Here is a 15,701-nt window from a genome sequence, read left to right on the forward strand (position 1 = left end):
CAATGAGCAACAAGAATAATTCATTATCAAGTTTAGCGCTTCAAAAGTTTAAAAAGAACTTTTGGGGCGTTTTTAGTTTGGGTATTATTGTTTGTATTGGGTTGGTTTCTGTTTTTGCATATGTGTTTGCTCCAGATGCTTCACAAAATGCGAATCAAATGCATTTATCTATTCATTCTAAATCTCCTGGTTTTGAAGTGCAAATGTTAACCATTCCTTCTGGCATTATAGCTGATCAAAACTTTTTTTCAAAACTGTTTTTAGGAAAAAATAATACAGACACTGAAATTCCTATTCAATCTTACGAAGTAAAAGGAGATGTAATATCTTATACAGAATATGCTTCAGATGGATTGCAAGGGCTCGAAAAACAAATGAAAATAACACGATTTCCAAATTCGAATTATAAAGAATATATTAAAAAAAGAAAATTCGCTTTCGGTACAGATAAATACGGAAGGGATTATTTAAGTCGGATTTTAATTGGTTCAAGGATCTCATTTTTTATTGGTTTTGTAGCTGTTTTTATTTCTTTAATTGTTGGGCTATTAATGGGAAGTCTAGCAGGTTATTATGGTGGAAAAGTGGATGCCTTTATAATGTGGATTATAAATATAACATGGTCAATCCCAACATTGCTATTAGTTATAGCTATTACGCTAGCTTTAGAGAAAGGGGTATGGCAAGTTTTTATAGCTGTAGGACTAACAATGTGGGTAGAAGTAGCTAGAGTTGTTAGAGGACAAATAATAAGTGCCAAGGAAATGCAATATGTTACTGCAGCGAGAGCTTTAGGTTATAATGATTATAGAATCATAACGAAACATATATTACCTAATATTTTTGGTCCCTTAATTGTAATTTCTGCGGCTAATTTTGCGGCCGCAATTTTAATAGAAAGCGGATTAAGCTTTTTAGGTATTGGAGCACAACCACCAATGGCAAGTTGGGGAGCGATGATAAAAGGTCATTATAATTATATAATTCTCGGAAAACCTTATTTAGCATTGATACCTGGATTTTGTATCATGCTATTAGTTATGGCTTTTATGTTGGTTGGTAATGCTTTACGTGATGCTTTGGATGTAAAAGGTTAGGTCGTTTGTTTGTCTAAAAAGTAGTTTTTTAATTATTAAAGAATAGCGACCAATTTTCAGGTTTTAAATGCTGTTCAAACAAATCAACTCTATATTCTCCGTTTCTAATTAAAATTTGTCCGTTTGGTTTTATAGCGGCAAACGATCCGCAAAGTGTTTGGCTAGTAAAAATGTTTTCTTTTGCAAAATTGTTGACATCTAAGAAAAAATATTCTTCTTCATTTTTTGAATTAGTGTTCAATTTTATACCGTTTTCAAATAAACTAATGAAAATAATATTATGTTTTCTGTAATCCTTTATCAATGGATTTATAAAATTTTTGCGAGAATTAATCTCTTTTTTTGTCCATAGGTTATCGCTTTTTGAACTGCACAAATCATCTTTATAATAATATTGCAGTATTATTATGCTGCTATCATTGAATTTTAAAGGGGTTATTTTTTCAATCTCTGTTTTTATAGTTGTATAATCAATGTTTCCAGCCGTATATAAATTACTTCTAAGTGTGGCATATCGTTTTTTATCTTTACCAATACTATCCCACCGACTTAAGCCTAAATCTTTATTTCTCCATTTTTCCAGAAATTGACTTTGACCGATAGTGTCTCCTTTTTCGTCAATATGAATCCTTTTCTGACAAAAACCGAAAGAAGCTAAAATTAAATATATTAGTAGGGTTAGTGAAGTTATTAATTTCATAGCGAAATTTTAATTATTCTTTAATTCTTCAATCTCATCATTAGTTTTTCCTATAAACCCTAAAACATCATCCTTGCCAATACTATTAGAAGAAGATGTTACAAAATAAGGAGGTAATTCTTCCCAAGTTTGTAGTAATACGTCACAATACTCTTGTACCTGTCGTTCAATAGCTTTAGGCTTTAGTTTGTCTGCTTTGGTGAAAATAATCGCAAACGGCATTTCACTTTCACCTAAATATTGCATAAACTCTAAATCTATTGGCTGAGGTTTATGTCTAATATCTACAAGAACAAAAGCTGAAAGCAATTGTTGGCGTTGTTCAAAATAATTAGTTATAAACTGTTGAAATTTCTTTTTCGAAGATTTTGAAACACGAGCATAACCATAGCCAGGTAAATCAACTAAATACCAATTTTTATTAATTATAAAATGATTTATTAACTGTGTTTTCCCTGGTCTCCCAGATGTTTTTGCTAAGCTTTTTCTATCCGTTAGCATGTTAATTAAAGACGATTTCCCAACATTACTTCGTCCGATAAATGCATATTCGGGTAGGTTGTCTTTAGGACATTTACTAACTTCAGAATTACTAACTACAAATTCGGCTGATTTTATTTTCATCTTTAGTTTCCGCCAAAACGGAAATCATTTTAATTAAACGCTTATGGTAATTTAAAGTGGTATCTTAAGAACTTTGTGATTAAGTTTTAAACTTAATGATTTTAAAACTCACGTTTCTCAAGCCAAGAACTCAAAATCGTATTAAATTCTTCAGGATGTTCCATCATGGCTGCATGCCCACATTTATCAATCCAATATAATTCAGAATCTGGCAATAACTCATGGAATTCTTTTGCAACTTCTGGTGGTGTTACACTGTCGTTTTTACCCCAAATAATACAAACTGGAGTATTCATTTTAGGTAAATCCTTGCCCATATTGTGCCTAATAGCACTTTTGGCAATCGCTAAAGTTTTTATTAGTTTATTTCTGTCGTTTACAGTTTCGTAAACTTCATCTACAATTTCTTTAGTTGCAACTGCAGGATCGTAAAATACGTCTTGTGCTTTCTTTTTTATAACCTCGTAATCGCTACGTTTGGTGTAACCACCTCCCATTGCGCTTTCGTAAAGTCCAGAGCTTCCTGTAATGATTAGGGCTTTAACTTTTTCTGGATTCAGTTTTGTGTAGTATAGACCAATATGTCCACCGAGAGAATTACCCAATAAAATGACGTTGTCTAAACCTTTATACTCAATAAAAGCTTTTAAATAATTAGCAAAGCTTTTTACGTTGGTTTTTAACAACGACATGGTGTAGATAGGTAATTCAGGAATGATAACCTTATAGCCTTTAGTGCTAAAGTGCCTAGTAACAGCATCAAAATTACTGAGTCCTCCCATCAATCCATGCAACACAATAATTGGTGTGCCTTCTCCTACTTCAATATATCTATAATCCTTTTCTTTTTTTAAAAGGTGTGCCATTTGCAAGTCAGTGCTTATGTGTTAAAAACAAATATAACTAAATCCTTTAGAATATAAATATTATCAATAAAATATCAATTTTTTTATTTGAAAATCATTGGAGTTTGTCATGTTAATAATTCCCACTTATGGAAAGAAAGCTTACAAGTGATATTTGTTGACCTTAAAATTACCTGAACATGTTTTAAACGAAAACTTATCAACAAATGTGGTAGAATGTGGTAAAAAGTGGTGATTTTTTCAATATATTTGAATCTTAATCGTTAAAGTGGTAAACGAAACCTTTTGAATTCATTTATAGGAACATACGAATGTAAAGCTGATGCCAAAGGAAGGCTAATGATACCTGCTGTGCTTAAAAAGCAGTTGTCATCAGCTTTGCAAGACGGTTTTGTTTTAAAGCGTGCTGTTTTTCAGCCGTGTTTGGAGTTGTATCCAATGTCTGAATGGAATAAAATGATGGAGAAGATTAATAAGCTCAATCGTTTTAAGAAAAAGAATAATGACTTTATTAGACGATTTACTGCAGGAGTTAAAATTGTAGAGGTAGATAGTACTGGGCGATTATTGATTCCGAAGGATTTAATTAGTTTTTCAGGTATTTCAAAAGAAGTGGTTTTAGCTTCTGCTGTTAATATTCTTGAAATTTGGGATAAAGATAAGTACGAACAAGCTATTGATGATGCGGCTTCAGATTTTGCTGATTTGGCCGAAGAGGTAATGGGACAAGACGACGAAGAAAATGGATTATCATAATGCAGTTTTACTAAAGGAAACAGTTGACGGTTTAGATATAAAGCCAGATGGTGTTTATGTAGATGTCACTTTTGGAGGAGGTGGACATAGTCGTGAGATCTTATCAAGATTAGGGCCAAATGGAAAACTATATGCTTTCGATCAAGATAAAGATGCATTAGCAAATGCTATTGATGATGAGCGCTTTGTGCTTATCAATGAGAATTTCAGATTTGTAAAACGATTTTTAAGATTTTATGGTGTGAAAGAAGTCGATGGTGTCTTGGCAGATTTCGGAGTGTCATCACATCAGTTTGATGTTGCTGAGCGAGGTTTTTCTACGCGTTTTGAAGCAGATCTCGATATGAGAATGAATCAAGATAGTAAGCTTTCTGCCTTTGAAGTTGTTAATAATTATGATGAGGAGCAGTTGAGATCTGTATTGTTACAATATGGAGAACTGCGAAATGCGCCAGCAATGGCAAGGGTGATTGTTTCAGAGCGAAAGCATGCTGAAATAAAAACAAGTGAGCAGTTAAAAGCTGTTTTGAAGCCATTCTTAAATCATCAAAAAGAAAATAAGGTATTAGCGCAAATTTATCAGGCGATTAGAATTGAGGTGAATCAGGAGATAGAAGTTTTAAAAGAATTGCTATTACAGACTCCAGAGATTTTAAAGAAAGACGGGAGGTTGAGTTTTATCTCTTATCATTCTTTAGAGGATAGGTTGGTAAAACGATTTATTAGAAATGGATTGTTTGAAGGAGAGCCTGAGCGTGATGTGTTTGGAAATTTTGAGGTGCCTTTAAAAAAGGTGGGTGGACTAATTGTTCCTTCAAAAGAAGAAGTTAAAGTTAATAATAGAGCACGCAGTGCAAAGCTTAGGATTGCTAAGAAAATATGAAAAAAAACATCTACGGCATATTAAGAGGGAAGTTTTTAATCAGTGATGATTCCTTTAAAAATTGGCGCATCATTATTTTCATTTCTTTTTTGGCAATTATAATGATAGCAAGTTCGCATAGTGCAGATCAAAAAGTTTATGAAATAGCAAAGCTGAACAATGAGGTTAAAGAGTTGCGTTCAGCATTTGTAGATAAAAGAGGTAAGCTCATGCAGCTTAAAAAAGAGTCTTTTGTAGAGGCTGAAATGAAGGCGAAGGGTATTGAAATTTCCTTAAATCCGCCAACAAAAATAATAGTAAAATCAAAAAAGCAACAATAATAAGTCTTGGCAATAACAGAGAAAAACATATTGAACAGATTGTACTTCGTAGCAGGCTGCATGTTTGTGTTCGCCTTGGCTGTGGTGTTCAAGCTTATTAGTATTCAGTTTATACAAGGTGATGAATATAGAGCGCTTGCGGAAAAGAGTACCACTAGAGATTTTCCTATTCCTGCAAATCGTGGGAATGTGTATTCTGCTGATGGTAGTCTGTTAGCGACTTCTATACCTAAATACGATATTAGAATTGATGCTATTCAGGCAAAAGACGCCACATTTGAAAAGTATATTAATGCTTTGGCTGATTCACTTCATGTTTATAAGGGGAAGCCAACGTCTTATTATAAGAATATTATCCGTAAAGCTCGAAAAAACAAAAATAGATATTTCCTTTTAGCTAGAAATATAAGTTATTCTGATTATATCCGAATGAGAAATTTTCCGTTGCTTAATCTTGGTGCTATAAAAGGTGGCTTAATTGTAGAGCAAACAACAAGACGTGAACATCCAATGGGTGGAGTTGCATCGCGTTCTATTGGTTATGAGCGTTTTGATGAAGATGGGAACGTCAGTAGAGCTGGCATTGATGGTGCTTTTGGTGTTAAATATTTACGAGGCACTAATGGGAAACGTCGCAAACAAAGAATTGGTAATGGGCAATGGAAGCCAATTGCAGATTACGACCAAGTTGAGCCCAAAGATGGATATGATGTTTATACAACTATAGATGTCAATATTCAAGATATCGCGCATCATTCGTTGTTGAAACAATTAGAATTATACGAAGCTGAACATGGTTGCGTAGTTGTAATGGATGTAAAAACAGGAGAGGTAAAAGCTATTGCTAATTTGGCTAAAACCTCTAAAGGGACGTACTACGAAAAACGAAATTATGCAGTTTACGAGGCTCATGAGCCTGGTTCTACATTTAAAGTCATGGCTATGATGGCTGCTTTAGAGGATAAGGTTATCGATACATCAACGGTTGTCGATACAAAGAAAGGTAGAAAGAAATTTTATGGCCGTGTTATTACGGATTCAGGTAGTGGTTACGGCGAAATTTCTGCAGCACGTGCATTGGAAGTTTCATCTAATATTGGTTTAGCAACGATTATAGATGATAATTACGCTAAGCAACCTCAAAAATTTATTAACCATTTAAAAGATTGGAAGCTTAATGACTCTCTTGATATTTCTATAATGGGAGAAGGTATTCCGGATATTCCAGAGCCTGGTGCTTCAAACTGGAGTAGAAATGCATTGCCTTCAATTGCTTATGGGTATAACCTAACAATTACACCTTTACAAACTTTGACCTTTTATAATGCAATTGCTAATGATGGTGAAATGATAAAGCCTCGTTTTTTAAAGTCGGTAAAATCTTTTGATAAGAATATCGAAGTATTTAAAAAGCAAGTGCTTGTAGAAAAAATATGTTCAAATAAAACATTGAATGAAATTCAAGATATATTAAAGAATGTAGTAGTTCGTGGTACAGGTCAGCGTATGTATTCTGAAACGTTTTCTATGGCTGGTAAAACCGGAACCGCAAGAACCAACTATGCTGATCTCGAAAAATGGTATAAGGATAAAAAGTATGTGTCTTCATTTGCAGGTTATTTTCCGGCAGACAATCCTAAGTACTCTTGTATTGTAGTTATTCATGAACCAAGTACAAAGGTGGGTTATTATGGAGCTGATGTTTCTGGTCCAGTATTTAAAAGAATTGCTCAGAAAATTTATACGGACACACCAATAATAGATGAAGTTGAGACTCTTGATTTTAAAGATAATTTAGTTAATGAAGAGTTTGAAAATTATTTTGAAAACGCTCGTAAGTATAGAGAGTTAATGCCAAGCGTAGTAGGTATGCCAGCAATGGATGCTATTGCTTTATTAGAAAACTTGCATGTAGATGTTAAAGTGAAATTGTCTGGAAGCGGAATAATAAAAAAACAGTCTGTAGAAAGGCATCAGAAATTACAAACCAATCAAACCATTGTTTTAGAAGCATCATGATGGTATTAAAAGACATATTATATAAGGTTACTATTAATGCTGTCGTTGGGAGTACAAGCATTACTGTGGGTAAAATTGAATTCGATTCGCGTCAAATACAGACCAATGATGTTTTTGTTGCTATTTCTGGGACCATTACAGATGGTCATAATTATATAGAAAAAGCGATTAAAGATGGCGCAACAGCTATTATTTGTGAAGTGCTTCCTGAAAATCTTCAGGATAATATCACGTATATAGAGGTTGTAAATTCTAATCAAGCCATGGCATTTATGGCTAATAATTTTTATGGTCAGCCTTCGGCAAATTTAAAACTCGTTGGTGTAACAGGTACTAATGGTAAAACAACAGTGTCGAGTTTACTATATCAGTTGTTTAAAAAAGCAGGTTATAAAGTTGGGTTATTATCAACTGTAAAAATCATGGTAGATAATACCACTTATAAGGCGACGCATACCACACCAGATTCTTTAACTATCAATAGATATTTGAAAATGATGAATGATGAAGGTGTAGAATTTTGCTTTATGGAAGTGAGTTCGCACGGAATTCATCAAAGTAGAACTGAAGGTTTAAAGTTTGAAGGTGGCATTTTTACAAATCTGTCTCACGATCATTTAGATTATCACGATACGTTCGCGGAATATAGAGATGTTAAGAAAAAGTTTTTTGACCAGTTGCCAAAAGAAGCCTTTGCACTATCTAATATAGATGATAAAAATGGCTTGGTAATGTTTCAAAATACACAAGCTAAGAAATATACTTATGCGTTAAAAAATTATGCAGATTACAGAGCGCAGATTTTAGAAAATCAGTTCAGTGGTTTGTTGTTGAAGTTGAATGATAGCGAATTATGGACGCGTTTAATAGGAAGTTTTAATGCTTACAATATTCTAGCTATTTATGGTACGGCTGAATTATTGGGCTTAGAAAAAGATGAGATTTTAAGATTGATTAGTGAGCTCGAAAATGTAGCAGGACGCTTTCAGTATTTTATTTCAGAAGATAAAATTACAGCGATTGTAGATTATGCACACACGCCTGATGCGTTAAAAAATGTATTGGAAACCATAAATGATATTAGAACTAAAAACGAAGAATTGATTACAGTTGTGGGTTGTGGAGGTGATAGAGATAAAACTAAGCGACCAAAAATGGCACACATCGCTTCGGCTTTAAGTACTAAAGTGATTTTTACAAGTGATAATCCACGTAGTGAAGTGCCTGAAACTATTATAGAAGACATGGAAAAAGGGGTCGAGCCTCAAAATTTCAAAAAAACGTTATCTATAACAAATAGAAAACAAGCGATTAAAACGGCTTGCCAAATGGCAGGACCAAACGATATTATACTTATTGCTGGAAAAGGGCATGAGAATTACCAAGAAATTAAAGGTGAACGCTTTGATTTTGATGATTATAAAATAGTTCAAGAGTATTTAAAACAATTACAGAAATAAATAACCACCAAGAATGCTGTATTACTTATTCGAATATTTAGAAAAACAGTTCCAGTTTCCAGGAGCGTCACTTTTTGGGTTTATCACCTTTAGAGCGGCTGTGGCTATTATATTGTCATTGTTAATTTCTACAATTTTTGGTAAGCGTATTATTCGTTTTTTACAAAGGCAACAAGTAGGGGAAACGATTCGTGATTTAGGATTAGAAGGGCAAGTGGAAAAAGCCGGAACACCAACAATGGGTGGTATCATTATTATTCTAGCAACATTAATACCTGTGCTGTTATTAGCAAAGCTTGAAAACATATACATCATCCTTTTAATAGTGACTACACTATGGATGGGAACCATTGGTTTTATTGATGATTATATCAAGAAATTCAAAAATGATAAAGATGGCTTAAAAGGGAGGTTTAAAGTTCTTGGTCAAGTTGGTTTGGGTATTATAGTTGGTGCAACCTTGTTTTTTAACCAAGATGTAACGCTGAAAGAAAAATTGCCTATTGAGCAACAAAATGAAATTCGTGCTGAAAACCCAAATGTGCAAGCATCAAAATTATTTAAAGCGGAAGAGAAATCAACTAAAACAACGATTCCTTTCTTAAAAGATAATGAGTTTGATTATTCGGATTTAATTACATGGATAAGTCCAGGATTAGAGAAATACACGTGGATAATATTTATTCTGGTGAGTATTTTCATAATCACAGCAGTATCAAATGGAGCGAATCTCACAGATGGAATAGATGGTCTTGCAGCAGGTACATCAGCCATAATTGTATTGACCTTAGGGATTTTTGCTTGGGTTTCTAGTAATATTGTTTTTTCAGGTTACTTAGATATCATGTATATCCCAAGAGCTGAAGAAATTACTATTTACATCGCAGCATTTGTAGGAGCATTAATTGGTTTTCTGTGGTATAACACCTATCCAGCACAAGTATTTATGGGAGACACAGGAAGTTTAACTATTGGTGGAATCATCGCTGTAATTGCTATTGCTGTTAGAAAAGAATGGTTAATTCCAATTCTATGTGGCATATTCCTAGCTGAGAATTTATCAGTGGTATTGCAGGTCAGCTATTTCAAATACACCAGAAAGAAATTTGGAGAAGGACGACGCATTTTTAAAATGTCGCCTTTGCATCATCACTATCAGAAATCAGGATATCACGAAAGTAAGATTGTAACTCGTTTTTGGATTGTTGGAATTTTGCTAGCTATTATAACAATAGTAACCTTGAAAATTAGATAATGAAAAGGCTGGTAATTCTTGGTGGTGGCGAAAGTGGAGTAGGAACAGCGCTTTTAGGAAAAGCAAAAGGATATGATGTATTTGTATCAGATAAAGGAAAGATTAAAGAAAAGTATAAAGACGTTCTTTTAAATAATGAGATTGAATTTGAAGATGAGCAGCACACGGAATCAAAAATTCTAAATGCAGACATCATCATGAAAAGTCCTGGGATTCCAGATAAAGTGGCTTTGGTAAAACAAATTCGTGAGGCAGGAATTAAAATAGTTTCTGAAATTGAATTTGCTTCCAAATTTACGGATGCAACTTTAGTGGCTATTACAGGAAGTAATGGTAAAACTACAACGGCAACGTTGACGCATCATATTTTAAAACAGGAATTAGATGTTGGGTTAGCGGGAAATATTGGAGATAGTTTCGCGAAGCAGATTTTAGAAAAAAATCATGAGAATTATGTATTGGAGATTAGTAGTTTTCAACTGGATGATATTATTGATTTTAAACCTAAGATTGCTGTGTTAACCAATATTACACCAGACCATTTAGATCGATACGATTATAAGTTTGAAAACTATATCGCTTCAAAATTCAGAGTGATAGAGAATCAGACAGAAGATGATTATTTTATATATGATGCAGATGATGAGGTCATTTTAGAGTATATAAAAACGCATCAAATTCGATCCAAAAAATTGCCTTTTTCATTAACAAAAGTTATTGAGCAAGGTGCATATTTAGACAATAATAATATTACAATAACCATAGATAACAATAAAATAATTATGCCAACAAAAAATTTAGCATTAGAAGGAAAACATAACGTGAAGAATGCAATGGCTGCCTCTACTGTTGCGCATTTACTTAAAATTAGAAAACAAACGATACGTGAGAGTTTAGAGAATTTTCAAGGTGTTGAGCATCGTTTAGAGCACGTATTAAAAATTAATAAAGTGCAGTATATTAATGACTCAAAGGCAACAAATGTTAATGCAACGTATTTCGCTTTAGAAAGTATGGATGCACCTACGGTTTGGATTGTTGGTGGTGTTGATAAAGGTAATGAGTATAGGGAATTGTTTCCATTTGTAAACGAAAAAGTAAAGGCGATAATCTGCTTAGGTGTAGATAATGCAAAGCTTATGGAGTCTTTCGGGAAAATGGTAGATGTAATTATTGAAACACAATATATGAGCGAAGCTGTAAAGATCGCTTATAAGCTTGCAGATGCTGGAGATAATGTATTGTTGTCACCTGCTTGCGCGAGTTTTGATTTATTTGAAAACTATGAAGATAGAGGTCGTCAATTTAAAAATGCCGTAAGAAATTTGTAATATAATGTAAAGATGAATTAGGGACTCATCTATAAAAGGTTAAGCATGCAAAATTTATTCAAACAAATAAAAGGAGATAAAGCCATTTGGGCTATAGTCACGCTGTTGGCTATATTTTCGTTTATGCCTGTTTATAGTGCTGCGAGTAACTTAGCTAATAGCGGTAATACAAATACATTTTCTTTTTTTATTAAGCATTTTATGCACCTGTTTTTAGGTTTTGCAATTATGTTTGGTATTCATAAGGTGCCTTATAAATATTTTCGTGGCTTATCTATGGTGATGATTCCAATAGTGTTTGTGCTATTGTTAGTTACGATGCTTCAAGGTACTACTATAGATGGCGCAAATGCTAGTCGATGGATACAGATTCCCATTGTCAATATGTCTTTTCAAACTTCTACTTTGGCAGCTGTTGTATTGATGGTGTATGTGGCGCGTTATTTATCAAAAATTAAAGATAAAGAGGTCTCTTTTAAAGAGTCATTATTGCCACTTTGGGGTCCGGTTTTTTTAATTCTAATTTTAATTCTACCTGCAAATTTTTCTACTACAGCAATCATTTTTACAATGATTATGATGTTGGCATTTATTGGCGGTTATCCGATAAAATACCTTCTAATTATAATTGGTACTGGCTTGTTGGCATTGACCATGTTTGTATTAGTGGCAAAAGCCTTTCCGGATGCTATGCCAAATAGGGTAGATACATGGATAAGTAGAATTGAAAATTTTGCGAATGGAGAAGATACAGAAGCAGATTATCAAATTGAAAAAGCGAAAATTGCCATAGCTACAGGCATTACGCCTTTAGGTCCAGGAAAAAGTATTCAAAAGAACTTTCTTCCGCAATCGTCATCCGACTTTATTTTTGCAATTATTATTGAGGAATACGGATTATATGGTGGTGTATTCTTGTTGGTGTTATATATGTGGTTGTTGTTCAGAATTGTGATTGTAAGTCATAAATCAGATACCATATTCGGAAAATTATTAGTCTTGGGTGTGGGTTTGCCTATTGTTTTTCAGGCGTTAATTAATATGGCAGTTGCTGTAGAGTTATTTCCTGTTACTGGTCAAACCTTGCCATTAATTAGTAGTGGAGGAACATCTATTTGGATGACTTGTTTGGCTATAGGAATTATACTAAGTGTAAGTGCTAAGCGCGAAGAATTAAAGGAACAAGAGGATGCAGAAGATGATCCATTAGCCATTTTAAGTGAAGCGATATAATGAGTAATTATAAATTTATATTATCAGGAGGAGGAACAGGAGGACATATTTATCCTGCAGTTGCGATTGCAGACGAGTTAAAGTCGCGCTATCCTGAAGCTGAATTTTTGTTTGTTGGTGCTTCGGACCGCATGGAAATGGAAAAAGTGCCACAAGCTGGATATCAAATAGAAGGTTTATGGATTTCTGGAATTCAACGAAAATTAACATTGAAGAATTTAGCGTTTCCATTTAAGCTCATCAGCAGTTTATTGCGTTCAAGGAAAATAGTAAATACGTTTAAGCCAGATGTGGTTATTGGTACAGGTGGTTTTGCAAGTGGACCATTATTACAGGTAGCTTCTTCAAAAGGAATTCCATGTGTAATACAAGAGCAGAATTCATTTCCTGGTATCACAAATAAGCTACTGAGTAAAAAAGTGAATACCATTTGTGTGGCTTATGATGGTTTGGAGAAATTCTTCCCAAAAGATAAAATTAGATTAACAGGAAATCCAATTCGTAAGGATTTGCTTGAAGTTAAGAATAAGCATATCGAAGGTAAGGATGCTTTCAAATTAAAGCATAATAAAAAAACACTCTTAGTTTTAGGTGGAAGTTTAGGAGCGAGACGCATCAATCAATTAATTGAAGCCAATATTGAATTTTTTGAAGCACACGATATCCAAGTGATATGGCAATGTGGAAAATTATATTTCAATCAGTATAAGCAATACAATGAATTGAAAGGGGTACAGGTTCATGCGTTTTTAAATCAAATGGATTTGGCATATGCGTCAGCAGATGTAATTATTTCTAGAGCAGGAGCTATTTCAGTTTCAGAATTATGTATCGTTGGTAAACCTGTGATTTTTATTCCGTCGCCAAATGTAGCAGAAGACCATCAAACTAAAAATGCAAAATCGGTTGCAGATAAAAATGCAGCTATTTTAATAAGAGAAAAAGATTTGGATACTGATTTTCAAAAGGAATTTTCAGAATTGATTTCAATCGAAGAGAAACAAAAAGAATTAAGCAAAAATATTGAAGCCTTAGCCTTAGTAAATGCAACAAATGATATTGTTGATGAGGTTGAAAAATTGTTAAAAAAATAAATGAATTTTAGTAACGTACATAACGTCTATTTTATTGGTGTCGGAGGCATCGGAATGAGTGCGATTGCGCGCTATTTTGTGGCCAATGGCAAACAAGTAGCTGGTTATGATAAAACGCCAACTGAAATTACAAAATCGCTTGAAGATTTAGGAGTTGAAATTCATTTTGAAGACGATATTAAAAAAGTGGATTCAAAATTTTTAAATCCTGAAAATACGCTTGTAGTATATACACCTGCAATACCAAAAGGTCATTCTGAATTTAATTATTTCAAGGATAGTAATTTTAATGTTTTAAAACGTTCTGCGGTTTTAGGTGAAATCACAAAGCAGACGATTTGTTTAGCTGTTGCTGGTACACATGGTAAAACCACAACAACGAGTATTTTAGGGCATTTATTAAATGTTTGTAACGTACCTGTTACGGCATTTTTAGGTGGAATAGGTGAAAATTATAATTCAAACTTAATAATAAACGGAACAGATGTTACAGTTGTTGAAGCTGATGAGTTTGATCGTTCATTCTTAACATTGTCACCAGATTTGGCTTGCATCACTTCTATGGATGCAGATCATTTAGATATTTACGGCAATGCAGAAGAACTGGTAAAAAGCTTCAAGGATTTTTCAGAGTGTATAAAGCCAGAAGGAAAGCTGTTTGTTAGAAATGGTTTGCCCTTAAAAGGTATTACTTATGGTATTGAAGATGATTCAGATTATAGTGCGCAGAATATTTCCATAGAAAATGGTAGTTACCTGTTTGATGTAAAAACACCTAAGGGCATTCAGAAAGGTTTTAAATTTAGTTTACCAGGAAGACATAACCTATCTAATGCAATAATTGCATTAGCAATGGCTGTAGAATACGGTTGCTCGTATAATGATTTGGCAATAGGGTTAGAAACCTACAAAGGTGTTAAACGAAGATTTACATATCAAATAAAAACAGATAATTTTGTTTTTATAGATGATTATGCACATCACCCTGAAGAAATTAAAGCAGTGTATCAAGCTGTTAGAGAAATGTATCCTGGTAAGAAAGTGTTGGCTGTTTTTCAACCACATTTATTTAGCAGAACAAAAGATTTTGCAGATGAATTTGCAGAGAGTCTTTCAAAATTTGATGAATTATTGCTCTTAGATATTTATCCAGCAAGAGAATTACCAATGGAAGGTATAACTTCTGAATGGTTATTAAATAAGATTAAAAATTCGAATAAAAAATTAATTCAAAAATCAGAAATAATTAATGAAATTAAGAAATCTGATGCTCAAATTGTATTAACAATTGGAGCTGGAGATATTGGAGCAGAGGTAAAAAAAATAAAAGAAGCGTTCCATGATGAAGATTAATTACAACTATATAAAAGTCATTGGTTTAATGTTGTTGGTGGGTTTTTTGTTTGCATTTTCTAATCATAGAAATAAGACAAGAAAAGTAAGTGAACCAAACATAACTTTCTTAGGAGAAAACAAATTATTCATTACAGATACGAATGTTAGTAAATTGTTAATACAAAACCAAGAACCTGTTTCGCAGCAACCTAAAGAAATTATAGATTTGAACAAATTAGAATCTGCCCTGAAATCTAATCCAATGATAAAGCGTGCGGAAGTGTTTATGTCAGTAAACGGTGCACTTTCAGCTGAAATTGAACAAAAAAGACCTATTGCAAGAGTGAACACAAATGCATCGTATTATATCGATGACGAAGGTGGATTTATGCCTTTGTCTCATAATTATACGGCAAGAGTTCCTCTAGTTACTGGAAATATTGATAAAAATAAGCTCGAAACAGTCTTTCAATTTGCAAAAACTGTGGACGAAGATGATTTTTTGAAGAAGCATATCATTGAGATTCGTCAGAATGACGATAATACAATCGATTTTAAAATTCGAAGAAATAATTTTAGAGTTCATTTAGGAACTTTAAAACAACTCGAAAAAAAAATAAACAATTTTAAGGCATTTTATCAAAAAGCTTTAAAAGACCAAGTTTTAGATAACTATGCTGTAGTAAATCTAAAATTTGATAAACAAGTTATTTGCACCAAAAAGTAAA

15 protein-coding genes are annotated in these 15,701 nt (G+C 33.3%); 12 read left to right on the top strand and 3 right to left on the bottom strand.

Translation table 11 applies throughout. The annotated features are described in order from the left end of the window. The first annotated feature begins 2 nt into the window (after positions 1 to 2). A complete protein-coding gene (locus tag ACJJVO_RS16230; protein ID WP_405575992.1) occupies positions 3 to 1,097 on the top strand; it encodes an ABC transporter permease in 1,095 nt (364 codons plus the stop codon). Between the two features lie 28 nt (positions 1,098 to 1,125). Here ACJJVO_RS16230 and ACJJVO_RS16235 read toward each other — a convergent pair whose 3' ends face one another. From ACJJVO_RS16235 to ACJJVO_RS16245, 3 genes are all read right to left on the bottom strand, one after another. Then, a complete protein-coding gene (locus ACJJVO_RS16235) occupies positions 1,126 to 1,797 on the bottom strand; it encodes a hypothetical protein (RefSeq protein WP_405575994.1) in 672 nt (223 codons plus the stop codon). Between the two features lie 9 nt (positions 1,798 to 1,806). Then, complete coding sequence (gene yihA, locus ACJJVO_RS16240; RefSeq protein ID WP_405575995.1) at positions 1,807 to 2,421, bottom strand: ribosome biogenesis GTP-binding protein YihA/YsxC; 615 nt, start codon at positions 2,419 to 2,421, stop codon at positions 1,807 to 1,809. A 101-nt stretch (positions 2,422 to 2,522) separates the two neighbouring features. Continuing rightward, on the bottom strand, positions 2,523 to 3,287 hold the full coding sequence (locus ACJJVO_RS16245) for an alpha/beta fold hydrolase (RefSeq protein WP_405575996.1): 765 nt from the start codon (positions 3,285 to 3,287) through the stop codon (positions 2,523 to 2,525). A gap of 285 nt (positions 3,288 to 3,572) precedes the next feature. On the opposite strand from ACJJVO_RS16245, the gene mraZ reads away from it, so the two are divergent. The 11 genes from mraZ to ACJJVO_RS16300 are packed head-to-tail and all read left to right on the top strand — an operon-like array spanning position 3,573 to position 15,700. Then, the gene (mraZ, locus tag ACJJVO_RS16250) at positions 3,573 to 4,043 is read left to right on the top strand and encodes a division/cell wall cluster transcriptional repressor MraZ (protein WP_115816058.1); all 471 of its coding nucleotides are present in this window, start codon (positions 3,573 to 3,575) and stop codon (positions 4,041 to 4,043) included. Next, the gene (gene rsmH / locus ACJJVO_RS16255; RefSeq protein WP_405575998.1) at positions 4,030 to 4,926 is read left to right on the top strand and encodes a 16S rRNA (cytosine(1402)-N(4))-methyltransferase RsmH; all 897 of its coding nucleotides are present in this window, start codon (positions 4,030 to 4,032) and stop codon (positions 4,924 to 4,926) included. Before mraZ ends, rsmH begins: the two co-directional genes overlap by 14 nt. Then, positions 4,923 to 5,246 carry an FtsL-like putative cell division protein gene (locus tag ACJJVO_RS16260; RefSeq protein WP_405576000.1) on the top strand — a complete coding sequence of 108 codons (324 nt, stop codon included), beginning with the start codon at positions 4,923 to 4,925 and terminating at the stop codon, positions 5,244 to 5,246. Before rsmH ends, ACJJVO_RS16260 begins: the two co-directional genes overlap by 4 nt. 60 nt (positions 5,247 to 5,306) lie before the next feature. Then, positions 5,307 to 7,265: a penicillin-binding protein gene (locus ACJJVO_RS16265; protein ID WP_405576971.1), complete on the top strand. Its 1,959-nt coding sequence runs from the start codon at positions 5,307 to 5,309 to the stop codon at positions 7,263 to 7,265. Further along, positions 7,262 to 8,725: a UDP-N-acetylmuramoyl-L-alanyl-D-glutamate--2,6-diaminopimelate ligase gene (locus ACJJVO_RS16270; RefSeq protein WP_405576001.1), complete on the top strand. Its 1,464-nt coding sequence runs from the start codon at positions 7,262 to 7,264 to the stop codon at positions 8,723 to 8,725. Before ACJJVO_RS16265 ends, ACJJVO_RS16270 begins: the two co-directional genes overlap by 4 nt. Positions 8,726 to 8,738: 13 nt before the next feature. Next, positions 8,739 to 9,980, top strand: coding sequence for a phospho-N-acetylmuramoyl-pentapeptide-transferase (gene mraY, locus ACJJVO_RS16275; RefSeq protein ID WP_405576002.1), 1,242 nt, complete (start codon positions 8,739 to 8,741; stop codon positions 9,978 to 9,980). Continuing rightward, positions 9,980 to 11,311: a UDP-N-acetylmuramoyl-L-alanine--D-glutamate ligase gene (gene murD, locus ACJJVO_RS16280; protein WP_405576004.1), complete on the top strand. Its 1,332-nt coding sequence runs from the start codon at positions 9,980 to 9,982 to the stop codon at positions 11,309 to 11,311. The genes mraY and murD overlap by 1 nt, the downstream gene beginning before the upstream one ends. 45 nt (positions 11,312 to 11,356) lie before the next feature. Then, entirely contained in the window at positions 11,357 to 12,544 is a 1,188-nt protein-coding gene (locus ACJJVO_RS16285) for an FtsW/RodA/SpoVE family cell cycle protein (RefSeq protein ID WP_405576006.1), read from the top strand. Then, a complete protein-coding gene (murG, locus tag ACJJVO_RS16290) occupies positions 12,544 to 13,638 on the top strand; it encodes an undecaprenyldiphospho-muramoylpentapeptide beta-N-acetylglucosaminyltransferase (protein ID WP_405576007.1) in 1,095 nt (364 codons plus the stop codon). Before ACJJVO_RS16285 ends, murG begins: the two co-directional genes overlap by 1 nt. Beyond that, positions 13,639 to 14,991 (top strand): UDP-N-acetylmuramate--L-alanine ligase, encoded by a 1,353-nt coding sequence (murC, locus tag ACJJVO_RS16295; RefSeq protein ID WP_405576009.1) that lies wholly within the window; start codon positions 13,639 to 13,641, stop codon positions 14,989 to 14,991. It abuts the gene before it with no gap. Then, entirely contained in the window at positions 14,978 to 15,700 is a 723-nt protein-coding gene (locus tag ACJJVO_RS16300; protein WP_405576010.1) for a cell division protein FtsQ/DivIB, read from the top strand. The genes murC and ACJJVO_RS16300 overlap by 14 nt, the downstream gene beginning before the upstream one ends. Position 15,701 lies beyond the last annotated feature (1 nt).

Origin of the sequence: Winogradskyella sp. Asnod2-B02-A (assembly GCF_045063645.1) — a bacterium.
Taxonomy (GTDB): domain Bacteria; phylum Bacteroidota; class Bacteroidia; order Flavobacteriales; family Flavobacteriaceae; genus Winogradskyella.

Excerpts from the sequence above, each read along its gene's own strand:
- ACJJVO_RS16230 (WP_405575992.1), top strand. The coding sequence starts at position 3 with ATGAGCAACAAGAATAATTCATTATCAAGTTTAGCGCTTCAAAAGTTT.
- ACJJVO_RS16235 (WP_405575994.1), bottom strand. The coding sequence starts at position 1,797 with ATGAAATTAATAACTTCACTAACCCTACTAATATATTTAATTTTAGCT.
- yihA (WP_405575995.1), bottom strand. The coding sequence starts at position 2,421 with ATGAAAATAAAATCAGCCGAATTTGTAGTTAGTAATTCTGAAGTTAGT.
- ACJJVO_RS16245 (WP_405575996.1), bottom strand. The coding sequence starts at position 3,287 with ATGGCACACCTTTTAAAAAAAGAAAAGGATTATAGATATATTGAAGTA.
- rsmH (WP_405575998.1), top strand. The coding sequence starts at position 4,030 with ATGGATTATCATAATGCAGTTTTACTAAAGGAAACAGTTGACGGTTTA.
- ACJJVO_RS16260 (WP_405576000.1), top strand. The coding sequence starts at position 4,923 with ATGAAAAAAAACATCTACGGCATATTAAGAGGGAAGTTTTTAATCAGT.
- ACJJVO_RS16265 (WP_405576971.1), top strand. The coding sequence starts at position 5,307 with ATGTTTGTGTTCGCCTTGGCTGTGGTGTTCAAGCTTATTAGTATTCAG.
- ACJJVO_RS16270 (WP_405576001.1), top strand. The coding sequence starts at position 7,262 with ATGATGGTATTAAAAGACATATTATATAAGGTTACTATTAATGCTGTC.
- mraY (WP_405576002.1), top strand. The coding sequence starts at position 8,739 with ATGCTGTATTACTTATTCGAATATTTAGAAAAACAGTTCCAGTTTCCA.
- murD (WP_405576004.1), top strand. The coding sequence starts at position 9,980 with ATGAAAAGGCTGGTAATTCTTGGTGGTGGCGAAAGTGGAGTAGGAACA.
- ACJJVO_RS16285 (WP_405576006.1), top strand. The coding sequence starts at position 11,357 with ATGCAAAATTTATTCAAACAAATAAAAGGAGATAAAGCCATTTGGGCT.
- murG (WP_405576007.1), top strand. The coding sequence starts at position 12,544 with ATGAGTAATTATAAATTTATATTATCAGGAGGAGGAACAGGAGGACAT.
- murC (WP_405576009.1), top strand. The coding sequence starts at position 13,639 with ATGAATTTTAGTAACGTACATAACGTCTATTTTATTGGTGTCGGAGGC.
- ACJJVO_RS16300 (WP_405576010.1), top strand. The coding sequence starts at position 14,978 with ATGATGAAGATTAATTACAACTATATAAAAGTCATTGGTTTAATGTTG.